Here is a 20,594-nt window from a genome sequence, read left to right on the forward strand (position 1 = left end):
TATCTGTGTTCAATAAAGCAAGCTGCTTTATTGAGTTCTGCCCTGTGTAATTAGTTACTACTTTTCAAGAGTGGAAGGAAAGAAGCCAGTTGCTTTGATTTCGTGCAAATCTTGTTGAGATACAGCAGTTTGTTGAGCGGTGAAAGATCCAATACCGCCATTCGCACCAAGAACGGTTCCACCAGCTTGCTGGTCAATTGCGTTGAAGTTGTGAGCATCAACCAAGCTAAAAGCACCACCAGCAACGTTGTCCAATTCTTCAGCAGATAATTCTACGGGCTTAATGTTGTCAGACATGATGTTTTCTCCTTAATGTGTAATGTGTGTGTTATCTCAAATAAAACTGTGACTAACTCTCAAGAGTGGAAGGAAAGAAACCAGTTGCTTTGATTTCGAACAAATTTTGTTCAGATACAGCAGTTTGCTGAGTGTTCAAAGAACTAATACCGCCATTAGCACCGAGAACAGTTGCACCAGCTTGCTGGTCAATTGCGTTGAAGTTGTGAGCATCAACCAAGCTAAAAGCACCACCAGCAACGTTGTCCAATTCTTCAGCAGATAATTCTACGGGCTTAATGTTGTCAGACATGATGTTTTCTCCTTAATGTGTAAGATGTGTGTTGTATGAAATAAAACTGTTACTAACTAGCAAGAGTGGAAGGAAACAAGCCAGTTGCTTTGATTTCTTGCAAACTTTGATGAGATACAGCAGTTTGTTGAACGGTGGAAGATGCAATACCGCCATGAGGGCCAAGAACGGTTTCACCAGCTTGCTGATCCAATGTGTTGAAGTTGTCAGCAATCGTAAAGCTAAAAGCGCCACCAGCAACGTTGTCCAATTCTTCAGCAGATAATTCTACGAGCTTAATGTTGTCAGACATGATGTTTTCTCCTTAATGTGTATGATGTGTGTTGTATCAAGCAGAACGCAATATTTGAGTTCTGCTCTGCGTAATTAGTGTTCTGGTACTAATTCTCAAGAGTGGAAGGAAAGAAACCAGTAGCTTTGATTTCTTGCAAACTTTGATGAGATACAGCAGTTTGCTGAGTGTTCGAAGAACTAATACCGCCATTCGCACCGATAACAGTTGCACCAGCTTGCTGATCAATTGCGTTGTAGTTGTCAGCAATCGTAAAGCTAAAAGCGCCACCAGCAACGTTGTCCAATTCTTCAGCAGATAATTCTACGGGTTTAATGTTGTCAGACATGATGTTTTTTCCTTAATGTGTAATGTGTGTTGTATCAAGCAGAAAGAGTGGTTTGCTGGTTAGTCGCTTACCGCTTCCCTCGCTTCATGTCTTTAGAATACGAAATCAACTTAGTTATGTACATCTGAAAAACGTCTAGTATTTTACCTAAGCGAAGTAAGTAGATGTGGTCTAACTTTCGCTATATAGTATTGGGCAATAGGTAAGACTTTCGTCATAGGCTAACCAAGCTAGTTACTACAAAAGTCATGGATTTGCTTGCAGATGTGGCATTTCGCTGCAATATCGTAGTATGACTAAACGTAGAAGCATGAATGCAAAACTAGGATTGATCCTAAGAAATGAGAGTATTCTACATCCATCACAAACTCAACTAAATTAAGAAATTATAGTTATCAGTCTCTAGCAATGTTGTAAATAAAAACTCAAACAACAATGTTTAATAGATTCAAATTAGCAACTAAATTTACTTTACTCTTATTGCTGGTGTTCATCGGCGCGATCGCAGTTAGTGGTTTTGCTTTATCTCATGCACTTGAGCAAAAAGCAGAAGCCGAAATCGCTTATCGCAGCCAAGTTATTGCAGAAACTATGAACTCAGTGAGGAATTATACTCACACGCGGATCAATCCTCTTCTGACACCAATGCTGGACACTCAAGCCACATTTATCCCTGAAATTGTTCCCAGTTTTGCAGTAAGAGAAGTGTTTGAAAATCTTCGGAAAAACGAAGAATTTAAAGATTTTTTATACAAAGATGCCAACCTAAACCCAACTAACTTACGAGATAAAGCAGATGTATTTGAAATGGAACTTATCGAACGATTCCGCAAGGAACCAGGGTTGAAAAACATATCCGGTTTTCATGACTCTTATGACGAGAAAATGTTTTATAACGCTCGTCCATTTTCCATTAATAATCCAACGTGTCTACGCTGTCATAGCACTCCTGAAGTTGCTCCCAAAAGTCAGATTGCTAGTTATGGTTCAGAAAATGGCTTTGGGTGGAAACTCAATGAAGTTTTAGGCACACAAATTATTTATATTCCTGCCAAGCAAGTCTTTGAGGATGCTCATCGTGCTTTTGTTCTATTCATTAGCTTATTTATTACGATCTTCGCCATTATGATTTTGCTCATTAATTATTTGTTAAAGCGAAATGTATTACAACCGCTTAAACCAATGGCTCAACTTGCTCAGAAAATTAGTATGAATGAAATTAGTGTCGAAGAAGCACAAGAGTACGATCGCGAAAAGCTAACATCGATTGTGCAACGTCATGATGAGTTAGGACAATTAGGACGAGTTTTTCAACGCATGGTGCATGAAATTTCTGCTCGTGAACAACAGTTCAGACAGCAATTGCATACACTGCGTATAGAAGTTGATGAAGCTAAACGGGCGCGTGAAGTTGCAGAAATTGCTGAATCAAAAACATTCCTAAAATTGCAGGAGGAGGCAAAAGAAATAAGAAATAAACGGAATACTCCAAATTAATAATTAAGAATTACGAATTAAAAATTAGTATTGAGGATTTATTATGTCTGAAATTATTTCCATTCACTCATTCCGGGGCGGAACTGGTAAGTCAAATGTCACTAGTAATCTTGCTGCCCTAATCGCTCGTTCTGGAAAGCGAGTTGGGATAGTTGATACAGATATCCAATCTCCTGGAATCCACGTTCTATTTGGTCTTGAACAGGAGCGAATCCGCTATACCTTGAACGATTATCTCTGGGGTCGTTGTCAAATTGAAGAAGCCGTTTATGACGTTAGCGCCATTCTCAAACAAAAACAAACATTTTTTGGTCGTCAGGGAAGTGTTCATCTAATTCCTTCCAGTATTAAGATGAGTGACATTTCTCGAATCTTGCGCGAGGGCTATGACGCACGCCGATTGAATGATGGTTTACATAATCTAGTTCGTCGTTTGAAACTTGATTATCTGTTGATCGATACTCATCCTGGCATTAACGAAGAAACATTGCTATCTATTATTCTTTCTGATGTCTTGGTGCTGATTCTCCGTCCAGATAAACAAGATTATCAAGGTACAGCAGTAGCGATAGACGTTGCTCGTAAGCTAGAAGTACCTAAAATGCTAATAGTGATCAACAAAGCTCTGCCATCTTTAGATTTCAAAGAGTTAGGGAAACGAGTGGAGAATACTTACAAAACTCCTGTGGCTGGAATACTCCCTGTTTGTGAAGAGATGTTTGAATTAGGGAGTGGCGGAATCTTCTGTTTGCGGTATCCAGATCATTCATGGACTCAAAAAATTAGTGCGATCGCTAAACAAATCACTGGTTCTGGAGTTAGATTGTTTGCCAAATAAGCGTTAGTTATCAAGGGTGGGTACTAGGGTGACAGATTTGCAAAACTGGACGAGTCCATTAAGTGAAGCAGTATGATTGCTTCACTTAATGGGATTCGGTATTTCATGTTTTAGGCGATTTTTTCACCAATATTCTTATCCACCAAGGTTTTCATAAATTACCCGCCTTCGCCCTTATTCTTAGGCTGCTTAGGGTAATTATACCAATTTAATGTGAAGTTGCACATATCTAGATCCCGCTAAATTCCTCTTAAAAGGGCGACTTTGATAGATGTTTTTCCGGTTCCACCCTTAATAAGGGGGACTAGGGGGGATCTAATTCTATGCAGCCTCATAAAAAATTAGTATTATTACCCTTTTTGCTCTACTTCTGAGGGCTGCCCCTTAGGCTTCTCTATCGGTGTACCAGATGTATTTCCTTGCGTCTCCTCACTATCTTTTTTTAGTATGAGATGTTTCTGTAAATTACCTTTTACTGGAAGTTGTAAATTACTTTGAAACTCCGGGTTTTCCTTTACCTCATTTGGTTCATCAAGTTCTGGTAGTATGGGGTAGTCTGGTACCCAGCCTGTTGATTTTTGAGCCACGGTGATTTCCTCTCTAGTTGATGCTGTTATTGTTATCTATCGTTTTGATTCTTTTTATGCAAAAAAGTATTTAAGGCTTATTACTTTTCTTGAAGCATGAGACCACCTGCAATAATAGTGAAAATTGGCTAACTCAATATTTAGCCTGAGTTTTAACTCCATCACAAAGATCGCTTTGACCTTGAGGATTATTAGCTAGATAATCATGCAGCCAATCACATCCACGCCCCATCAAACTATCTAGGGTGAGATTTTCCACATTCCACAAAATTGCTGTACCATCTTTACTGCCAGAAACGAGAGTCTTACCGTCAGGGCTAAAACTGATCCCATTGATCTCGCCAGTGTTACCAGTCAGAGTAATAATCAAAGTCCCGTCTTTGTGCCAAAGTTTCACTGTCTTATCATCACTAGCTGTGGCAATCATTTGACCGTCAGGGCTAAAAGTTACTTGCCAAATTGCAGCAAGATGCCCATCCAGACTGCCGATCGCACGACCGTCAAGCTGCCAAAGTTTTACTCTATCATCTGCACCAGCACTGGCAAGGGTCTGACTATCAGGGCTAAAACTGACGCTGTAAACAGCAGCGTTATGGTTTAAAGTTCTAAGTAACTGACCTTGCCAATTCCAGAGTTTTGCTGTTTTGTCTTCACTACTAGTAGCGATTATCTTGCCGTCTCGACTAAAACTGACGCTATAGACAGCTGCGCTATGCTTTAAAGTTCTAGGCAACTGACCCTGCTGATTCCAAAGTTTAATCATTCCGTCATCACTAGAGGTGGCAATTATCTTGCTGTCTGGACTGAAACTCACACTCTGGATGCGATCGCTATGCTTTAATAAAATATTCAGTGGCTTACCTTGCCGATTCCACAATCTCACTACCCCTTCATCAGAACTGACAGCAGCAATTATCTGACCATCTGGGCTAAAATTCGCATCCCAGATTTTGTAGTTATTTATCTTTAGCGATTTAATCTGCTTACCCTGCTGATTCCAGAGTTTCACCGTTCCGTCATCACTGGCGGTAGCGATCTCTTTACCATCGGGTGAGAAGTTGACGCGATTGACACCATCCTGATGTCCAGTGAGAATGGTCTGCCAAGGGCGGTCAATTTGCCACAGTTTTACCGTTTTATCTTGACTAGCAGATGCAAGAGTACGACCATCAGGGCTGAAAGTAACTTGATTGACTTTACTACTATGTCCTTTAAAGGTAGTGAGTTCCTGACCATTTTTCTGCCAGAGTGTCACGCTGTTATCATTATTACCAGTGGCTAATATTTGACCATCAGGACTGAAACTGACGCTGTAAATGGGACTACTCTGTGGTTCTGATCTCTTAAGAGTCGAAATAAATTTACCATCAGGATTCCAAAGTTTCACTGTTCCATCTAAACTGGCAGAGGCAAGGGTATCGTCAGAACTGAAACTTACGCTAGTGACTGTATTATCATGTTTGTCTAAAGTCTTTAATTCTTTACCATCAGGATTCCAAAGTTTCACTGTTCCATCTAAACTGGCAGAGGCAAGGATTTGATCGTTGTGGCTGAAACTCAAACTATAGATTGTGTCTGTATGCCCTTTGAGCATTTTGAGTTCTTGACCCTGTATGTTCCAAAGTCTCACAATGCCGTCGTCACCACCAGAGGCAAGAGTCTTGCCATCATGACTGAAACTCACAACCCGAATTGCAGTATTTAGCTTTTTAAAGGTTTTAAGTTCCTTGCCGTCTTTTTTCCAAAGTTTCACCGTTCCGTCTAAACTGGCAGAAGCAAGGATTTGACTATTGGGGCTGAAACTTACGCTGAGGACTTGATCTGGATGTCCTTTTAAAGTATTCAGCAAACGACCCTGTTTGTCCCAAAGTTTTACAGTTTTGTCTCCACTAGCGGTAGCGATCGCTTCCCCGTCGGGACTGAAACTAACGCTTTGGACATAATTGCTGTGTCCCTGGAGGCGATCGCGTTCTCTTACCCAGTAAACCGCCTGTCCCAGTACTTCGATCGCCTTTTGCTGTTGCTGAAGTGGAATGTCAACTTTGTCTTGAATTAGTTCTTGAAGTTGCTTGCCGGCTTTTAAACCTTCTATTAGGGCATCAATTGTATTTCTATTCGAGGTAAAACGTGCATCTGATGCTGAAATTAGAGCTTGGAGTGTCGATTTTTTTGCTTCTATCCGTTGCTGAATAGCCTCGTTCCGGCTAATTATTGCAGCAATAGCCAATCCTATTGAAATTACCAACCCTGAAGTCAAAGCAATAAATCTTGTTCTATGTCGTACCCTCTGGGCTTTGCGACTTTCGCCGATGTACTCTTGTTGGAGTGGTGTAATTAATGGTTCTTTCCCTGCGCCTTGGGTGAACCATTGCTCTGCTTCTTCTAATTCATTACCTTCTAGCAAGTAACTATTGTTGCGTTTTTTCTGATCCCACTCCAAGGCTCGCACGAGTAAGCGGGTATGCTGTTTAACATGAGCTAGGTCAGTATCGAGTGCTTTGAGTAATGATTGCAAGGCTTCCTCAAAATCATTACTTTCCTGAAAGAAAATATAGTTGATTTTGGCTAATTCGGGATGAACACCCTCAACATACTGCCATACAATTGGCACTAAACGTTTATTGTGCTTGAGGGCGTGTACAATCTCTTCACAGCAGACTTCAGAAAACACTGAATTCGGACTAATAATAAAGATAAAATTATCAGCAGCTTCAATTGCTTCATAAATTTCTTTCCGCCAATCTGCCGTGGACGGAATTCCCTCCCAGTCCACCCAGATATCTCGCTTTTGTTGCTTGAGTGCTTCATAAAACTTCTTGACGAACTCTTTATCTTTGCGGGAGTAGGAAATAAAAGCCTCAGGCATATAAATAATTTCTATAAATACCTAATAAAATTTAGTTTAGGTGGTAACTTGACGAATATGTTACTGTTTTCTTTAAGAAAATACTGTTTGTTTACTATCTCTGTAAAAAATCTATATACTCCAGAAAAAGAATTACTTGATCGTTTATATATTCTTAATATAGGATGATATTTTAGGCACATTTTCACTAGCATACCAAAATCAGCTATTTTGATACAAAGCTTAAAGTAAATGTTCAAATGACGGCAACTCCACTTTGCCTTTTGATACACTAAAACCACAATTCCAGTAAATTGCACAATTATACATTTGTGTCAACAAATTCTGAGAAAAAATATAGAGACATAGCATTGCTATGCTTCTACAAAGGTTATAGATAAGGTATATTTAATTTCTGGAGATGTCTAATACAACTCTTGTGTTTGTAAAAGCTAGATAGATGAAGTAGCCGTAGCGATCGCACATGAAGATTAAATGACTCTTAAATGGTGTAGGATGGTACTCTTGCATCTTGCTTGAAGGTGATATCTTCCTGAAAACAGCTTTGTTGTTATCAGCTAGATTAATGAGTCGAATTAATGGATTTGTAGGGCGACGTGACTTCTTAAAATTTGCCAGTGTGGTAGGTATTGCGGCTACTGCTTTTGGTGATAGCTTTTTGAATACAGAGCAAACTGCTATTGCTGATATTCACCCAGTTAGCTCTAATCCAGTGAGTCCTAATGAAGCTATAAAACGCTTACTAGATGGGAATCAAAGATTTATCAATCAAAAACGCCAATATCCCGATCAATCATTAGAACACCTGCGATTAGTCGCTAAAGCTCAATATCCCTTTGCCGCCATATTGGGCTGTGCAGATTCCAGAGTCCCTGCGGAAATTGTTTTCGATCAAGGTCTTGGAGATTTATTTGTCGTGCGAGTTGCTGGTAATGTGGTCAGTGACACAGTTATAGGTAGTCTAGAATACTCAACAACAGTATTAGGCTCGCAGTTGATTGTGGTTTTAGGTCATAAAAGATGCGGTGCAGTGGCAGAAGCAATCAAAAACGAACCACTTCCTGGAAGAATTGGTTTGATTATTGAGGGCATCAAACCATCTGTTGAAAGAGTAAAGTTAAGAACGGGTGATAATATGCAAAATGCAGTTATTGCCAACATTCAATTTCAGACTGAAAAATTGCAGGAAAGCTCAACAATTTTAGCTAAATTGCTCAGTGAAAGTAAACTAAAAATTGTTGGTGCTTGTTACGATATTGACACTGGTAAAGTCAACATAATTACTTGAATACATAATACCTTTTAGGTATACTATTCTGAGCTTAATAATGTGATAAAAATTTTATATATCAAGTATTTTTATGTATAGACATTACCGTGCCAAAAAGGGGAAATTGGACGTTAAATTTTAGAAATAATGGAATTATAACTGCTGACGAGGAGCAGAATAAACCTATAACCAAAACTGTTGATAGTCTTCGATATACTGCCGTATGGTCAGAGGTGAACGATTGAGCAATTGCTCAGTATCAGATGTGATGTTGCCTGCCAATCCTAAGCGAGCTGTAGTGTAGATTCCTACCATTACTAAAATAAAGTCTATTGGCAACCCCGATGAGCGCATTTGTCGAATAAACTTTAGCAGAGAAGGATTATAGCGTATCGGTTTACCTAAAATCGATGTAAAAATGTCTGCTACTTCGTAATAGGTTAAGGCTTCTGCACCCGTAAGCGGATATGCTTTTCCCTGATGCCCATCTTCGAGTAAAGTACGAACTGCAACGGCAGCAATATCCCGCACATCAATGAAACTTGTTTTCCCGTTACCAGCCGGAAGAAGCAATTCACCACGAACTTTGATGTCTTCTCTGTGTGTGGTATTAAGATTTTGCATAAAAAAGCTGCACCGTAAAAAGGTGGCTTTAATACCCAATTGGTTTATATAGCGTTCAATTTGGGAGTGTGGCAAAAAAGGGTTGCGTTCGGCTCCAAGTATTGAAAGAAATACGATATGCTCAACGCCTGCAAGTTTTGCAGCATTTAGGGCTGGGGCAATTTGAAGACGAATATTAGCAAGGGCAGGCGGACGCACTAAAAAAAGTTTATTGACTTGGAAAAAAGCATAATCAAAGGTGTCAGGATTGGTAAAGTCGAAGGGGATGGTTTGGATATTGCTGCTTAAGACGTGTTTAGCGCTGTTTGGATTTCTAACTGCGGCAAAGACATTACAATCGTGGGATTGCAGTAAGCGAAGAAGTTCTTGTCCGACGTTTCCAGTTGCACCTGTCACTAAAATTTTCAGCATTATCAGCTATTACTGTTACTTATTAAGAACACCATTTTGATTTATGAAATTATTTGCATGGTGCAAGGGCGATAGGGAGGCAATAGGCAATAGTCAAGAAGCTTTTTTGAGTTGTACTGAATTTTTTCAAAAACAAAATACGAGTCTTATAATATCAATGATGATAAAGTGCTTGCTTACAGCCGTTGGGATGAGCAAAATTCTCATGTCGTCGTTGTGGTAAATTTCTCCGAGCGGAGTCTAAATCAATATAAAATTTCCAACTTTCCAATTACTAAAAATTGGCGGGATTGGGTTGGTAATCGGGAAGTGAAATCTGGAGAAGATGGTTTAGTCACTGACTTGCCAAGCTATACAGCTAAGATATTTATTTTGCAAACATAAGCAAGCATAGGTGACAATACTGCTCGGTTAAAGGGAAAAGAAGTGGAAGGCTCGATATATAAGGTTTTTCCCTTTCTCCCAAAACCCGACAAGTATTGCTATAGGTAGGGTAGAAAAAAGAAACTTTGCCATTGAGCGATCGCTGGCTGCTGAACATGGCTGAAATACCTAAATTGCGTGTAGTAAAGTTTTCAGACTTTTTCTTGCGTCATATTCAGGTTAAATCAAGCGAGAATCGGTAAGGTGATGACAAATTCAGTTCCTTTGCCTGGTGTAGAATCCACATCCAAACTCCCGCCATGTTTTTCTACTACAATAGACTTAGCGATCGCTAACCCTAAACCCGTTCCTTTACCTACCTCTTTGGTAGTGAATAAATGATCGAAAATCTTTTGTTTGACTGCTTCATTAATTCCTTGACCATTATCAGCAATTGATATTTTTACATATTTATCTGCCTTTAATGTTGTAATTACAATTCGGTTAGGATTAGCTTGAATTTCTGCAAATGTCTGCCCAATATTTGATTCTTCAAACGCATCAATTGCATTAGCTATAATATTCATAAATACCTGATTTAATTGGCCTGGGAAACAATTAACTAAGGGTAAATCTCCATAGTTAGTAATTACTTCAATTGTGGGATGTTCTTCATTTGCTTTCAAGCGATGTTTGAGGATTAATATTGTACTATTAATTCCTTCATGGATATTAAATGGCACTTTGTAATCTTTGTCAGCACGGGAAAAAGTGCGGAGACTAGTACTAATATTTGTCAACCTGTCGCAAGCCACCGCCATTGCGTCTATCATTTTGGGAAAGTCTTCCAAAGTATAATCTAAGTCAATTTCTTCAGCATGGTCTTTAATTTCATCACTCTTATTAGTCAAGGTATTTTGATATAGCTTTAAGTGTTTAACAATATCATTCAGGGTCGGTTTAGCTTGTTGGAGAGTAGCACAAATAAAGCCTAATGGATTATTCATTTCATGGCCTACTCCAGCAACTAAATTACCCAGTGTAGACATTTTTTCACTTTGGACAATTTGCAGTTGTGCTTGTTGCAAATCTTGTAATGCTTGCCCGGCTTGTTGATAAAGTCGAGCATTTTCTAGAGATATTGCTGCTTGAGAAGACAATAAGTGAATGACTTTGAGACGAGCGCTAGAAAATACTCCTTGAGTCAGTTGATTTTCTAGGTAGAGAATTCCCACTAAATGCCCTTGATTAATAATCGGAGCACAAAATATACTTTTGGGTTGATGTTGCAGTATATATTCTCCAATTAAACCAGGGATATCTGTTTTACAATTGTCAATTACAACTTTTTGTTGGGTATTTTTGACATAATAGATAACATTTAGAGGAATGTCTCGACAATTATCTAGTGATTGAGGTTCGAGTAGAGTCCGCATTTCTTTATGCTCAATAAAAGTAATGGCTCGAACTTGCCAATTGCCTTCTTCGGGAAGCAGCAGTACAGCTTTTTTTGCACCAGAGTTTTCTATGATAATGCGAGTTAGGCTGGCAATAAGTTGCTCTAATTCCAGAGAACTGGAAATAGCAATAGCTGCTTTGAGGACAGAGGTAAAATCTAGACCATCGGAAATAGCAGTACTGCCAGTGCTATTTGTGCAACTAGATGAGGAAGTCCCACGCAAGCTAATAGTTTCTAGGGGGTTGAGGGTAAGTCGTTGCTGTTCTAGGATGGGTTTGAGAAGTTGAGGATAGCGTTTTTCTAAGTCCAAGATTTTGGCTTTTGCACCCCAACGGCTATAGCAATAGTAGGCTTCATGTATATAATCTGAAGCGGCTTTTTCTTTGCCCCAATTGAGGAAAAATTTAGCTGCAAGTTCGTTGGCGAGAGCTTCTTCATAGCCATAACCTTGACGTTTAGCTTGGGCAATGGCTTCTTCGTAAAAATCGAGTGCTTCTGCTTTTTGTCCCTTTAAGCGTGCTTTTTCTGCAAGTATTAGCAGACACTTGTGGAGAATATTTTCTGGACAGGCTTTTGCCCAACTGTTTAAGCGTTCTTCTAGGGGAATTAGCGCTTGCCAATGGAACTGACACTCTTGCTCGTCGCTAGCAATTTCAGCTAGAGACAGATGCATTAATGCTACATAAAACACGCTAGAAGGGACTTTGGCATGGCTGGAAATGGTATTTTCAATTATGCTCAGTTGGGGAATTAAATGTGGGTATGCGGCTTTATGATCAAATAAATAAGCATGGCGGATTTTGACAGAATATAACCAAGCCAGATGATAAGGAGTATTGCCATATTTTTGTAAATACTCAGCTTCACTGAAACTATCGTCATCAAAGCTGAAGGGGTTTTTTGTTAAACCAAGAAGATTGCGAATTGGTTGAATAACTCCAACGATTAAAGCATCTAGGTTTTCTAAACTTTTGATGCGACGGAGAAAATCTGCATGAGCTTGGGCGATCGCATATAGTTCATCTAGATTTTTACTGTATGTGAGGCGATCGGAACCACTTTGCATGATCATAAAGCCAACAGTCTGCCAGTTCCCTGCTTCCATACCATACTTGTAAGCGTTGTCATAATATTTATCTGCTTCTCTAATTGGATGACTCCAGCTATGGACATCCGCAGCAAACAAAAAATTAGTCATTCCCCGAACATCTGCATTATCAAACTGTTCGCAAAGCTGCACCGCCATTTCTCCAAACTGATAAGCTGTTCCCAAATCCTTGAGGATGGCATTGGCAATTAAGGCATAGCCGACATAGCTAAAGGGAGACATATCGCTGTTACCATACTGCAAAGATAAAGTGGTCATCTTGGCGAGTACCAGCAATGCTAAAGTCGATTGACCATTAAGCCATGCAGCATAGAAGAGAATTTGTAAAATTCGCAACATTTCTGCAAAACCGGGATCTGCCATTTTGGGAAGATTGAGAATGGATTCAACAGTCTGCTGCTCTAAAAATCTATTAACTATGGCAATTTCTTTGTCCAGACTTGCTTGAATCAACTCTTGTTCTGTAGGCATTTCCCAGTTAAGTAGTTGTAAACTTTGGCCTTGCATAGCGATCGCTTCCGCATTGCGTCCTTGAAGCTGATATTGAGTCATCTGGATGCGATAAATCACTGCTTTGTCCAGGGGTGTTTGAGCATGACTCAGTGCTTCTCTATAAAGGGCTTCGGCTCGGTCAAAATTACCACACAGATAAGTTGCTTCTGAGCCATCACGATGCAAACTGTACATTAGTTCATAGTCAGTCTGCCAAGCGGTTACAGGTAATAAATCAATCCCAGTAGTACAATAGCTCTGAGATGCTTGATAAGCAGCCGACAGTTTTGCCTTTTGTCCTGCTTGCAGGTTTAAGTGAGCCAGTTGTTTTTTCTGCTCATAGGTAGCAATGCTCGAAAGAGAATCATCTTCAGCGATCGCACCAAGTCCTAAATTCAATTGGTTTACTAGGTCAAAAATCCGTTCTTGTTGTTCCTGCTCGGATAACCCTTGCAATAACAATTGACCAATCATCAAATGTGTTTTTTGCTTTTGCTCTGACGGAATTAAGGAATAAGCTGCTTGTTGGATGCGATCGTGGAGAAATTTATATCCAATAATTTCGGAATTTTCTTGAGTAAGAGCTTGATTTTCTGACCCCACAAAAAACTTGTAAACCTCACTTTGAGGTAAAATCAAACCTTCCTGTAAAGCATTCCACAAACAAACAGCCGTTTCTATTTTTGATTGTTTAGAAACAATCGCTAATGTTTCTAAATCAAACTGATTACCGATGCAGGCAGCTAATTTTAAAATACCTTGGGTTGATTCTGGCAACTTTTGTAATTGCAATGCCATGAATTCAACGATGTCATTTGTGAGCGATCGCTGATTTATTTGTGTGATATCACATTGCCAACATCCCAACTCTAAGTTAAATTCAATTACTCCATCTTGATGTAATGCTTTAAGGAACTGTGTAGCAAAAAATGGATTACCTTGAGTTTTCTGAGATACTAAGCGAGAAAGAGTCCATGCCAGATTTTCTGAGCATTGAAGTGTGTCAGCAACTAATTTATTTACCTGCTCTTGACTCAGTGGTGCTAAAGTAATCGTATTAATCGTGGCTGCTGTTTTTTGGATATCATTCAAAGTCAACATTAACTGGTGTGCTGGGTTGACTTCGTTATCACGATAGGCACCAATTAATAAAAAATGCTTTGTATCAGCCATTAATAACTGCATTAACATCAGTGATGCCGAATCAGCCCATTGCAAATCATCTAAAAACATCACTAATGGATGTGCATCACTCGTAAAGACTTTGGTGAATTTCTGGAATAATAAATTAAATCGATTTTGGGCCGCAGTTCCTGATAATTCTGTAGTAGGTGGTTGTTGACCAATAATTCTTGATAATTCGGGGATAACTTCAATAATTACCTGTCCGTTCTCACCAACCGCTTCTAAAATCTTAGTTTTCCATTGCTGAATTTGAATATCGCTTTCTGTTAACAATTGTGCCATTAAATCTCGGAAAGCTTGCACAAAAGCACTGAAGGGAATATTGCGATTAAATTGGTCATATTTACCTTTAATAAAATAACCACGTTGACGAACAATCGGTTTATGAACTTCGTTAACAACCGCAGTTTTACCAATCCCGGAAAACCCCGCTACCAGCATCATTTCAGTTGCACCAAGGCTAACTCTTTCAAATGCTTGGAGTAGGGTTTCTACTTCAGTTTCTCTTCCATAGAGTTTGTCAGGAATAATGAAGCGATCGCACACATCTCTTTGAGCAATTGGAAAACTCTCAATTCTGCCAATTTCGTTTAGCTGATGTAAACAAATTTCTAAATCGAATTTTAGCCCTAATGCGCTTTGATAACGGTCTTCGGCATTTTTTGCCATTAATTTGGTCACGATGTCACAAAGAACTTGGGGAATTTCTTCGCTATTTCCTAAAAATGGAGCTTGTTTCGCAATATGACAATGCACTAACTCCATCACATCGTTTGATTGAAAGGGTAACTTTCCTGTAAGTAATTCATAAAAAGTAATACCTAAAGAATAAAAGTCAGCTCGGTAGTCAATTCCCCGATTCATCCTTCCTGTTTGTTCTGGGGAAATATAAGCCAGCGTACCTTCTAATACATTAGGGCTGATGAGCGTTTGGGTTTCCCGTGGTAATAAAGAGGCAATACTAAAGTCAATTAGCTTTATTTGCTTAGTTTCGGGATTAATTAATATATTGGCGGGTTTTATATCTTTATGAATAATTCGATGACGGGAAAGTATATCTAAGGCATCACATAAAGATATTGCGATTTGTAAAAATTCATTTAGAGATGTAATATTATCATTGTTGGCGAAATAATCCTTAAGGGAAATTCCCCCAAAGTCTTCCATCACTAAGATATAAACATTCTGGTATGGTTCCAGAGTATAAGTTTGAATGATTCCGGGGTAGTTGAGATTTTTGGTAATGGTGTACTGGTTACGAAATTGTACAAGTTCGCTAAATGTAGGATAAAGATTTTTTAGCAGTTTAATCACCACTGGTTTTTGATCAGTTTTCCGATATCCCTGATAAACTAGGGTTCTAGAGCCGTTATAAAGTTCTTTGCTAACTTGATAACCGGGAATACTGACTTGGCTGCTAAACATACTAGGCTCATCCTTCGAGATTTTTTTATGGCTCCTCTAATATCAATCATTTAAACTCTGACTGCATTGGTAGAATTAATGACATTTGCTTCAAGGAATAATAAAAAAATCTCTCGGATGTTTTAATTAGGGCGTGTTTTAAAAGTCGATAAAATTGTTGAAAATTCTAAAGATTAATCAATTTAGCATTTACCTATAATTTTTGTACCGCAGCATCGAGGCGAATTGACAGAGCGGTAATGGAAGTTACAGTGAAACACTTTTCATTTTAGGAGAGAGAAATAGAAGTGAGGTTTTCCAGATGCCCTGATAAGTGAGGTTCCAAATCGAGATCAGCAGCTTTCTGTAAATCCGCGATCGCACCCTGTTTATCTCCCAATATATAACGAACAATCCCCCGACCAGTGTAAGCGGGCAATTCCTCGACTGGCAGAAGGTTGGGATTAATTCGCAAATCAGCGTACCCCTCTGGAGTTGCCGCAGACATCGCACCCTGTTTATCTCCCAACTGAAATATATGTTACTGAAATATTAAGACCTAATTGGCAACAAAGTCTAACGCTTGTTTACCATAAAGTTAAATACTGAGTTTATTAATACTCTGCCTTAATAGTTAATAATATTTTAAACTAGATATTACCTACTTTTCATATTTATATAACTATACTATACACAGTATAAATATTTATACGTATAATGAAAGATTCATTTACCAAAACAGCAGAATTGCTTCGCCAAAATTTGCAAAAATATTTGCGATCGCTTAAAAATTGGTTTTTCGATACACCAGAAAGGGCACTCTTAGAAGCTCAACAAGCCGCTCAGAGAATTAAAAACATCGAAATAGAACATTTTGAAGGTAAAAAAATCTCTTCAGAATCAGTAAAATATACTGAAACTGCGATGTCTTATTGGCAAGTCTATCTTAATAAAAACTTAACTATTATCAAGTTCAGGCTGGCAGAATTCCAACTTAGTCGAGGAATTATCAATATCTCTAATTCTGTTTTATTAGAAAAACTGAAGGTGATTGATGAAGTTGTAGAGAAATATGCTATCAAAGATGAGCTGATTAGTAACAGTGAGTTATTGTCAAATTATGAACCACTAAAAGTTAATCAGAGTGAAATCAATAGACAACCAGAATTATCTAATATTAAACGTCTGCCTCCAAATCAAAAAGCTAGAGCTTTGCCTGGGTCTATTGGCAGAACTATTAATAAAATTAAAGGAGATTTCTCACCACAGGGAGAAGAAGAATTTGTCAGAAATTACCGTATTTCTAAAAATAGAACAAAGATCGGTCTAAGATTTTTGCTCACTTTAATTATTGTTCCACTTTTGACTCAAATTTTATCTAAACAATTCTTAGTAATTCCTATATTAGAAACTACTAAAAGCGAGAATATATCTAAAATTTTCATAAATTCTGACATGGAAAAAGAAGCTCTCCATGAATTATCTAATTTCCAAAAAAATTTGAGGTTTGAATCTTTATTAAATAATGCACCAGCTCTTTCTTCGGAGGTAATTAAAGAAAAAATAAAGGATAAAGCAATTGAGATAGCTGAGGAATTTAATCTAAAAACTAATAGTGCTGTTAGTAATGTTTTTGCTGATTTGATCTCATTAATTTCTTTTAGTATAATTATCGTTTATAGTAAAAGAGAAATTGTGATTGTGAAGTCTTTCATAGATACTATAGTTTATGGATTGAGCGATAGTGCTAAGGCTTTTATAATTATTCTCTTTACAGATATATTCGTAGGATTCCACTCCCCAGATGGGTGGGAGGTTCTTCTAGAAGGATTCGCAGAACATTTAGGTTTGCCAGCCAGTAGAAATGCAATATTTTTATTTATTGCGACATTCCCTGTAATTTTAAACACTATCTTTAAGTACTGGATATTTCGCTATCTGAGTCGCTTATCTCCATCGGCATTAGCAACATTAAAAGAGATGGACGAGTAATTTATAATTCATAATTATATTATTTTGATTCATTTTTCTGATGATTCGCTAGGCTATGTATATCCTGGTTTTTCTGAAGCGTAGTATGGATTTTGAAAGTAAAGCCAATACCCCAACTTCCACAGACAATATAGAGTTTGCTCAACAAACTACTAACCGTAAGCCATTGCAATTGCTGCGAGATACCGAGGCTTTACTACGCCGCCCAACTGTAGCAACACTATCGCCGATTTTGCCACCAAAACTGAGTGATAAATTTCAAGCAACCTCATCTTTGGCAGATGACTCCTTTAAGGAATTAGCAGAAATTGACCTAGATACTATTAGTGATTTTGAACTGCGACCTGTACGAATTCGTGTTGGCTTAAGCTTTGTTGGTTTTGGGGCACTGATGATATTAGTGCTACTACTGTACTTGAACACCTTGCATCCAGAACTCAGCACTGGCGAGCAGATTCGGCAATACTGGTATCAATATGTTTGGTTTGTTAGTTTGGGTGTTGCAGGGATGTTTATGTTGGGTCGGGAAGCGATGCGTCCTATGCCGAAACGACGGAAATAATTCTTAAGGAGGCAGGTTGAAAGACAGGTATAGCTACAGCTATATTTGGTATTTTAGGATTTATTGCATTTAGAGTTTATTCTATAGAACTTAACAAAAACATTGTATGAATTGAGGGTTAGCAAACACACGTCAGTTGATAACCCGCAACTGGAGTTACTTATCAGCCTTACCAGCATTTTTGATACCTTGCCATCTTTGCCACAGTCGCTTCAAGTTAGGCGTATGACCACCATAACGCCAGCTAACATAAGCTTGGCTAATCTCATCTATTACCTCAGCAGTTGCTGGGGGATGATGCTGGTATGATCCTTTGGCATACTCTAAAGGTGTTTGTGCTGGATGTTTACCTAAACCTTTTTGGGTTGTCCATTGTAGCATTTGTTGATAAAGGCTTTCCATTGCTGGCAATTTCTTTAACCATCGGCGGTTGCGCCACTCTCGCCACTGACTCCAACCCAGCCAACCGAAGAAAGCCGCTGTAGTTGCCAAGATTAAGCCAGTTAATATACCAAACCAACCTTGAGAAAATAAAGCTAAAAACCAAGCGATCGCTCTAATCACCCACCTAAATATTGTCTCAAATACATTATTCAATAAACCTGTCACTGGAGAAGGTAGCCATCCAGCAACCCAGTGCCATAACTGGCGCAAGACACTAAAAGTCTGAGTATCTTCTATTGATGGAGGTATGAGGGGATGATTGGGAATCGGGTCAAAGGCAAACCAGCCATATTTCGGAAAATATACTTCTGTCATCGCATAAGCGTCAGTATTACGGACAACATATAGCCCTGTAAATGGATTAAATTCTCCTGAACTAAACCCTGCCACTAACCGCGCTGGGATACCAATGGAACGTAGCATCACTGTGAGAACTGTAGAGAAGTGGTCTGGATAACCACCTTTATATTTGAATAAAAAAGCTTCTACTAAATCATCTTTTTCTCCCAAATAAGGCAAATCTAAGGCATTTTGGGGAATCGAGTAGCGTTGTTTGAGGTATTGAGCTAAGTAGAGAGTCTTTTCATAGGCTGAATCTAGGCTTTTAGAAGACCTTGTGACTCCTTCTTGACTGTAGTTAGCGAGAATTTCTTCAGTACGCTGCCGGACTTTTTCGGCAATTTCGGGAGGAATTTGCAGATAATGCTGTTTAATATCTCGTGGATAATTAGTAGAAGCTTGACCTAATGAAGTGCGATCGCGGTATGGTACTTCAGAGATTACTGTGTAGGTGAGTCCTTCTGATAATTCCACAGGTGATCGCAATCCATCTTCTTTATCAACCGCAACCATTGGTGTCGGAAAGTAAATCTCTTTAGGATAAGCCATCGCCGGAATTAGGTTAGGCAAGTCCGCCACTACTGTATAAGTTTGTACTATTTCTTGGGTTTTAGCAGTAGTCAGAGGTGGGCTCAGGAAAATTTGGTAAGACCAAGGCGATCGCTTGATGGTCGTAACATCTTCATTACGCGAAACTTCCCATCCTTTACCCGTATAGCGGTCAAATCCTAGTACTCGCCAAAAACCCTCAGCTTGCGATCGCACCCGCATCACAACCTTGGGTTTCATCTCACCGCGCAGATTTTGGTTAATTTGGCTATTAAAACCGTAATAAAAGTTATTATCTACCTTACCTGGTTCACCATTTTGGCCTTGTCCCGTACCACTACCTTGATTATTACCACTACCTTGACGGACATAACCGGGATTGATGATAGTACGACCTGTAAAATTACCTTTTAACTGGATAGAAGAACTTACAGGAAAATTCCGTAATTGATAACCGGGAAATCTTGGTAAAACAGCAAAAATTGCCAGTCCCAGACTGACAATTAGTAAAAAAGTCAGAGTTAAAAATTTAAAATTCAGAGTTGAGGAATTCTTTGGGTTGAATTTTTCCTTTTGAGTTTTTAATGGCTGTAAACCCAAGCGTGAGCGATAATCTAGCACTAAAGTTGGCAGAGCGATCGCTAAAAATAACAGCAACACAGGTGCAAATGCTAAAGTCTGACTTAACGTTGCCGCCACACCCAATAAAATCAGTCCTATAACAATCGAATAGCCCAAATTTTTCCGGCGGGGTGTATCAAAGCTGTGCAACACCTGAAGTTGAATTAATAACTCCGCCAAACCCAACCGCGTATCATTTAACTCTCCCACTAACCGCCCAAAGAAACTACCGAGTGCCATTAACATTCCGATAGCGATGCAAAATTTAACTGCAACATTGGCATCGCGGCGACGATAGTAACTCCAAATCGCACCCAATACACTTAGGGGTAACGCCCAAAAACTGAATGAAGTCTCGGCGGCGATATCTGTCGCCCCAATTCCCAAAATAACCAATACTAGCACCAGCACCCGCAAGGAAATTGAATCTTCCACTTCTGTCAAAGGCGATCGCTGCAAATTTTGCCGCCAGAAATTACCCACAGGGACACGCCAAAACCGATTCATCCTGGATAAGTTGAGCATTTCGAGTCTAAATTATAGATGCCACGGAAACAATGTTGAGGACGAAACTATTCACCCTACTTTAAAGTATTCCCGTTAGAAGAAGCTTTATTATCCTGTCTTCATTCATCTATCAAGGTTTAGTGCCTATTTTTACAAAATAAAAAGGTTGAAAACCTCAGAGGGTGACAAGCGACCTATAAAGTTTGCTGCATAAGGGAGAGGGCAGAAAAACCACGCTGAAAATAGAGTTGTTTATGAGGTTTGAGG

At 39.0% G+C, this 20,594-nt stretch carries 16 protein-coding genes; 6 read left to right on the forward strand and 10 right to left on the reverse strand.

Features of this window, described 5'->3' with window-relative positions:
* Positions 1–57: 57 nt before the first annotated feature.
* The 4 genes from V7K69_RS16955 to V7K69_RS16970 all read right to left on the reverse strand — a co-directional run bounded on the left by V7K69_RS16955 (position 58) and on the right by V7K69_RS16970 (position 1,209).
* On the reverse strand, positions 58–297 hold the full coding sequence (locus tag V7K69_RS16955; protein ID WP_335036317.1) for a CTB family bacteriocin: 240 nt from the start codon (positions 295–297) through the stop codon (positions 58–60).
* 52 nt (positions 298–349) lie between these two features.
* Entirely contained in the window at positions 350–589 is a 240-nt protein-coding gene (locus V7K69_RS16960) for a CTB family bacteriocin (protein ID WP_335036313.1), read from the reverse strand.
* Between the two features lie 52 nt (positions 590–641).
* Positions 642–881 carry a CTB family bacteriocin gene (locus V7K69_RS16965; RefSeq protein ID WP_335036319.1) on the reverse strand — a complete coding sequence of 80 codons (240 nt, stop codon included), beginning with the start codon at positions 879–881 and terminating at the stop codon, positions 642–644.
* Positions 882–969: 88 nt separating this feature from the next.
* Positions 970–1,209, reverse strand: a complete 240-nt coding sequence (locus V7K69_RS16970) for a CTB family bacteriocin (protein ID WP_335036321.1) — start codon at positions 1,207–1,209, stop codon at positions 970–972.
* A 435-nt stretch (positions 1,210–1,644) separates the two neighbouring features.
* Here V7K69_RS16970 and V7K69_RS16975 point away from each other — a divergent pair, with 435 nt between their 5' ends.
* Together V7K69_RS16975 and V7K69_RS16980 are read left to right on the forward strand one after the other, a co-directional pair.
* Complete coding sequence (locus tag V7K69_RS16975; RefSeq protein WP_335036323.1) at positions 1,645–2,706, forward strand: c-type heme family protein; 1,062 nt, start codon at positions 1,645–1,647, stop codon at positions 2,704–2,706.
* A gap of 43 nt (positions 2,707–2,749) precedes the next feature.
* Positions 2,750–3,544: a MinD/ParA family ATP-binding protein gene (locus V7K69_RS16980; protein WP_012408494.1), complete on the forward strand. Its 795-nt coding sequence runs from the start codon at positions 2,750–2,752 to the stop codon at positions 3,542–3,544.
* 350 nt (positions 3,545–3,894) lie between these two features.
* On the opposite strand, the gene V7K69_RS16985 is transcribed toward V7K69_RS16980, so the two are convergent.
* Together V7K69_RS16985 and V7K69_RS16990 are read right to left on the reverse strand one after the other, a co-directional pair.
* Complete coding sequence (locus V7K69_RS16985; protein WP_335036325.1) at positions 3,895–4,131, reverse strand: hypothetical protein; 237 nt, start codon at positions 4,129–4,131, stop codon at positions 3,895–3,897.
* Between the two features lie 133 nt (positions 4,132–4,264).
* Positions 4,265–6,997 (reverse strand): toll/interleukin-1 receptor domain-containing protein, encoded by a 2,733-nt coding sequence (locus V7K69_RS16990; RefSeq protein ID WP_335036327.1) that lies wholly within the window; start codon positions 6,995–6,997, stop codon positions 4,265–4,267.
* A gap of 565 nt (positions 6,998–7,562) precedes the next feature.
* Here V7K69_RS16990 and V7K69_RS16995 point away from each other — a divergent pair.
* Complete coding sequence (locus V7K69_RS16995) at positions 7,563–8,285, forward strand: carbonic anhydrase (RefSeq protein ID WP_335036329.1); 723 nt, start codon at positions 7,563–7,565, stop codon at positions 8,283–8,285.
* A gap of 165 nt (positions 8,286–8,450) precedes the next feature.
* On the opposite strand, the gene V7K69_RS17000 is transcribed toward V7K69_RS16995, so the two are convergent.
* Positions 8,451–9,302: an SDR family oxidoreductase gene (locus V7K69_RS17000; protein WP_335036331.1), complete on the reverse strand. Its 852-nt coding sequence runs from the start codon at positions 9,300–9,302 to the stop codon at positions 8,451–8,453.
* Positions 9,303–9,470: 168 nt separating this feature from the next.
* Between V7K69_RS17000 and V7K69_RS17005 the strand changes: the two genes are divergently transcribed.
* Entirely contained in the window at positions 9,471–9,686 is a 216-nt protein-coding gene (locus tag V7K69_RS17005; RefSeq protein WP_442936149.1) for an alpha amylase C-terminal domain-containing protein, read from the forward strand.
* Positions 9,687–9,910: 224 nt separating this feature from the next.
* Here the strand turns inward: V7K69_RS17005 and V7K69_RS17010 are convergent, their stop codons facing one another.
* Both V7K69_RS17010 and V7K69_RS17015 read right to left on the reverse strand, forming a co-directional pair.
* Positions 9,911–15,334 (reverse strand): ATP-binding sensor histidine kinase, encoded by a 5,424-nt coding sequence (locus tag V7K69_RS17010; RefSeq protein ID WP_335036333.1) that lies wholly within the window; start codon positions 15,332–15,334, stop codon positions 9,911–9,913.
* A gap of 268 nt (positions 15,335–15,602) precedes the next feature.
* On the reverse strand, positions 15,603–15,842 hold the full coding sequence (locus V7K69_RS17015) for a hypothetical protein (RefSeq protein ID WP_335036335.1): 240 nt from the start codon (positions 15,840–15,842) through the stop codon (positions 15,603–15,605).
* 188 nt (positions 15,843–16,030) lie between these two features.
* On the opposite strand from V7K69_RS17015, the gene V7K69_RS17020 reads away from it, so the two are divergent.
* Together V7K69_RS17020 and V7K69_RS17025 are read left to right on the forward strand one after the other, a co-directional pair.
* On the forward strand, positions 16,031–17,305 hold the full coding sequence (locus V7K69_RS17020; RefSeq protein ID WP_335036337.1) for a proton extrusion protein PcxA: 1,275 nt from the start codon (positions 16,031–16,033) through the stop codon (positions 17,303–17,305).
* Between the two features lie 85 nt (positions 17,306–17,390).
* Positions 17,391–17,867, forward strand: a complete 477-nt coding sequence (locus tag V7K69_RS17025; protein WP_335036339.1) for a hypothetical protein — start codon at positions 17,391–17,393, stop codon at positions 17,865–17,867.
* A 156-nt stretch (positions 17,868–18,023) separates the two neighbouring features.
* Here V7K69_RS17025 and V7K69_RS17030 read toward each other — a convergent pair whose 3' ends face one another.
* Positions 18,024–20,327, reverse strand: coding sequence for a DUF3488 and transglutaminase-like domain-containing protein (locus V7K69_RS17030; RefSeq protein ID WP_335036341.1), 2,304 nt, complete (start codon positions 20,325–20,327; stop codon positions 18,024–18,026).
* Positions 20,328–20,594: the final 267 nt, after the last annotated feature.

This window comes from Nostoc sp. (assembly GCF_036917775.1).
In the GTDB taxonomy this organism is placed as follows: Bacteria; Cyanobacteriota; Cyanobacteriia; order Cyanobacteriales; family Nostocaceae; genus Nostoc.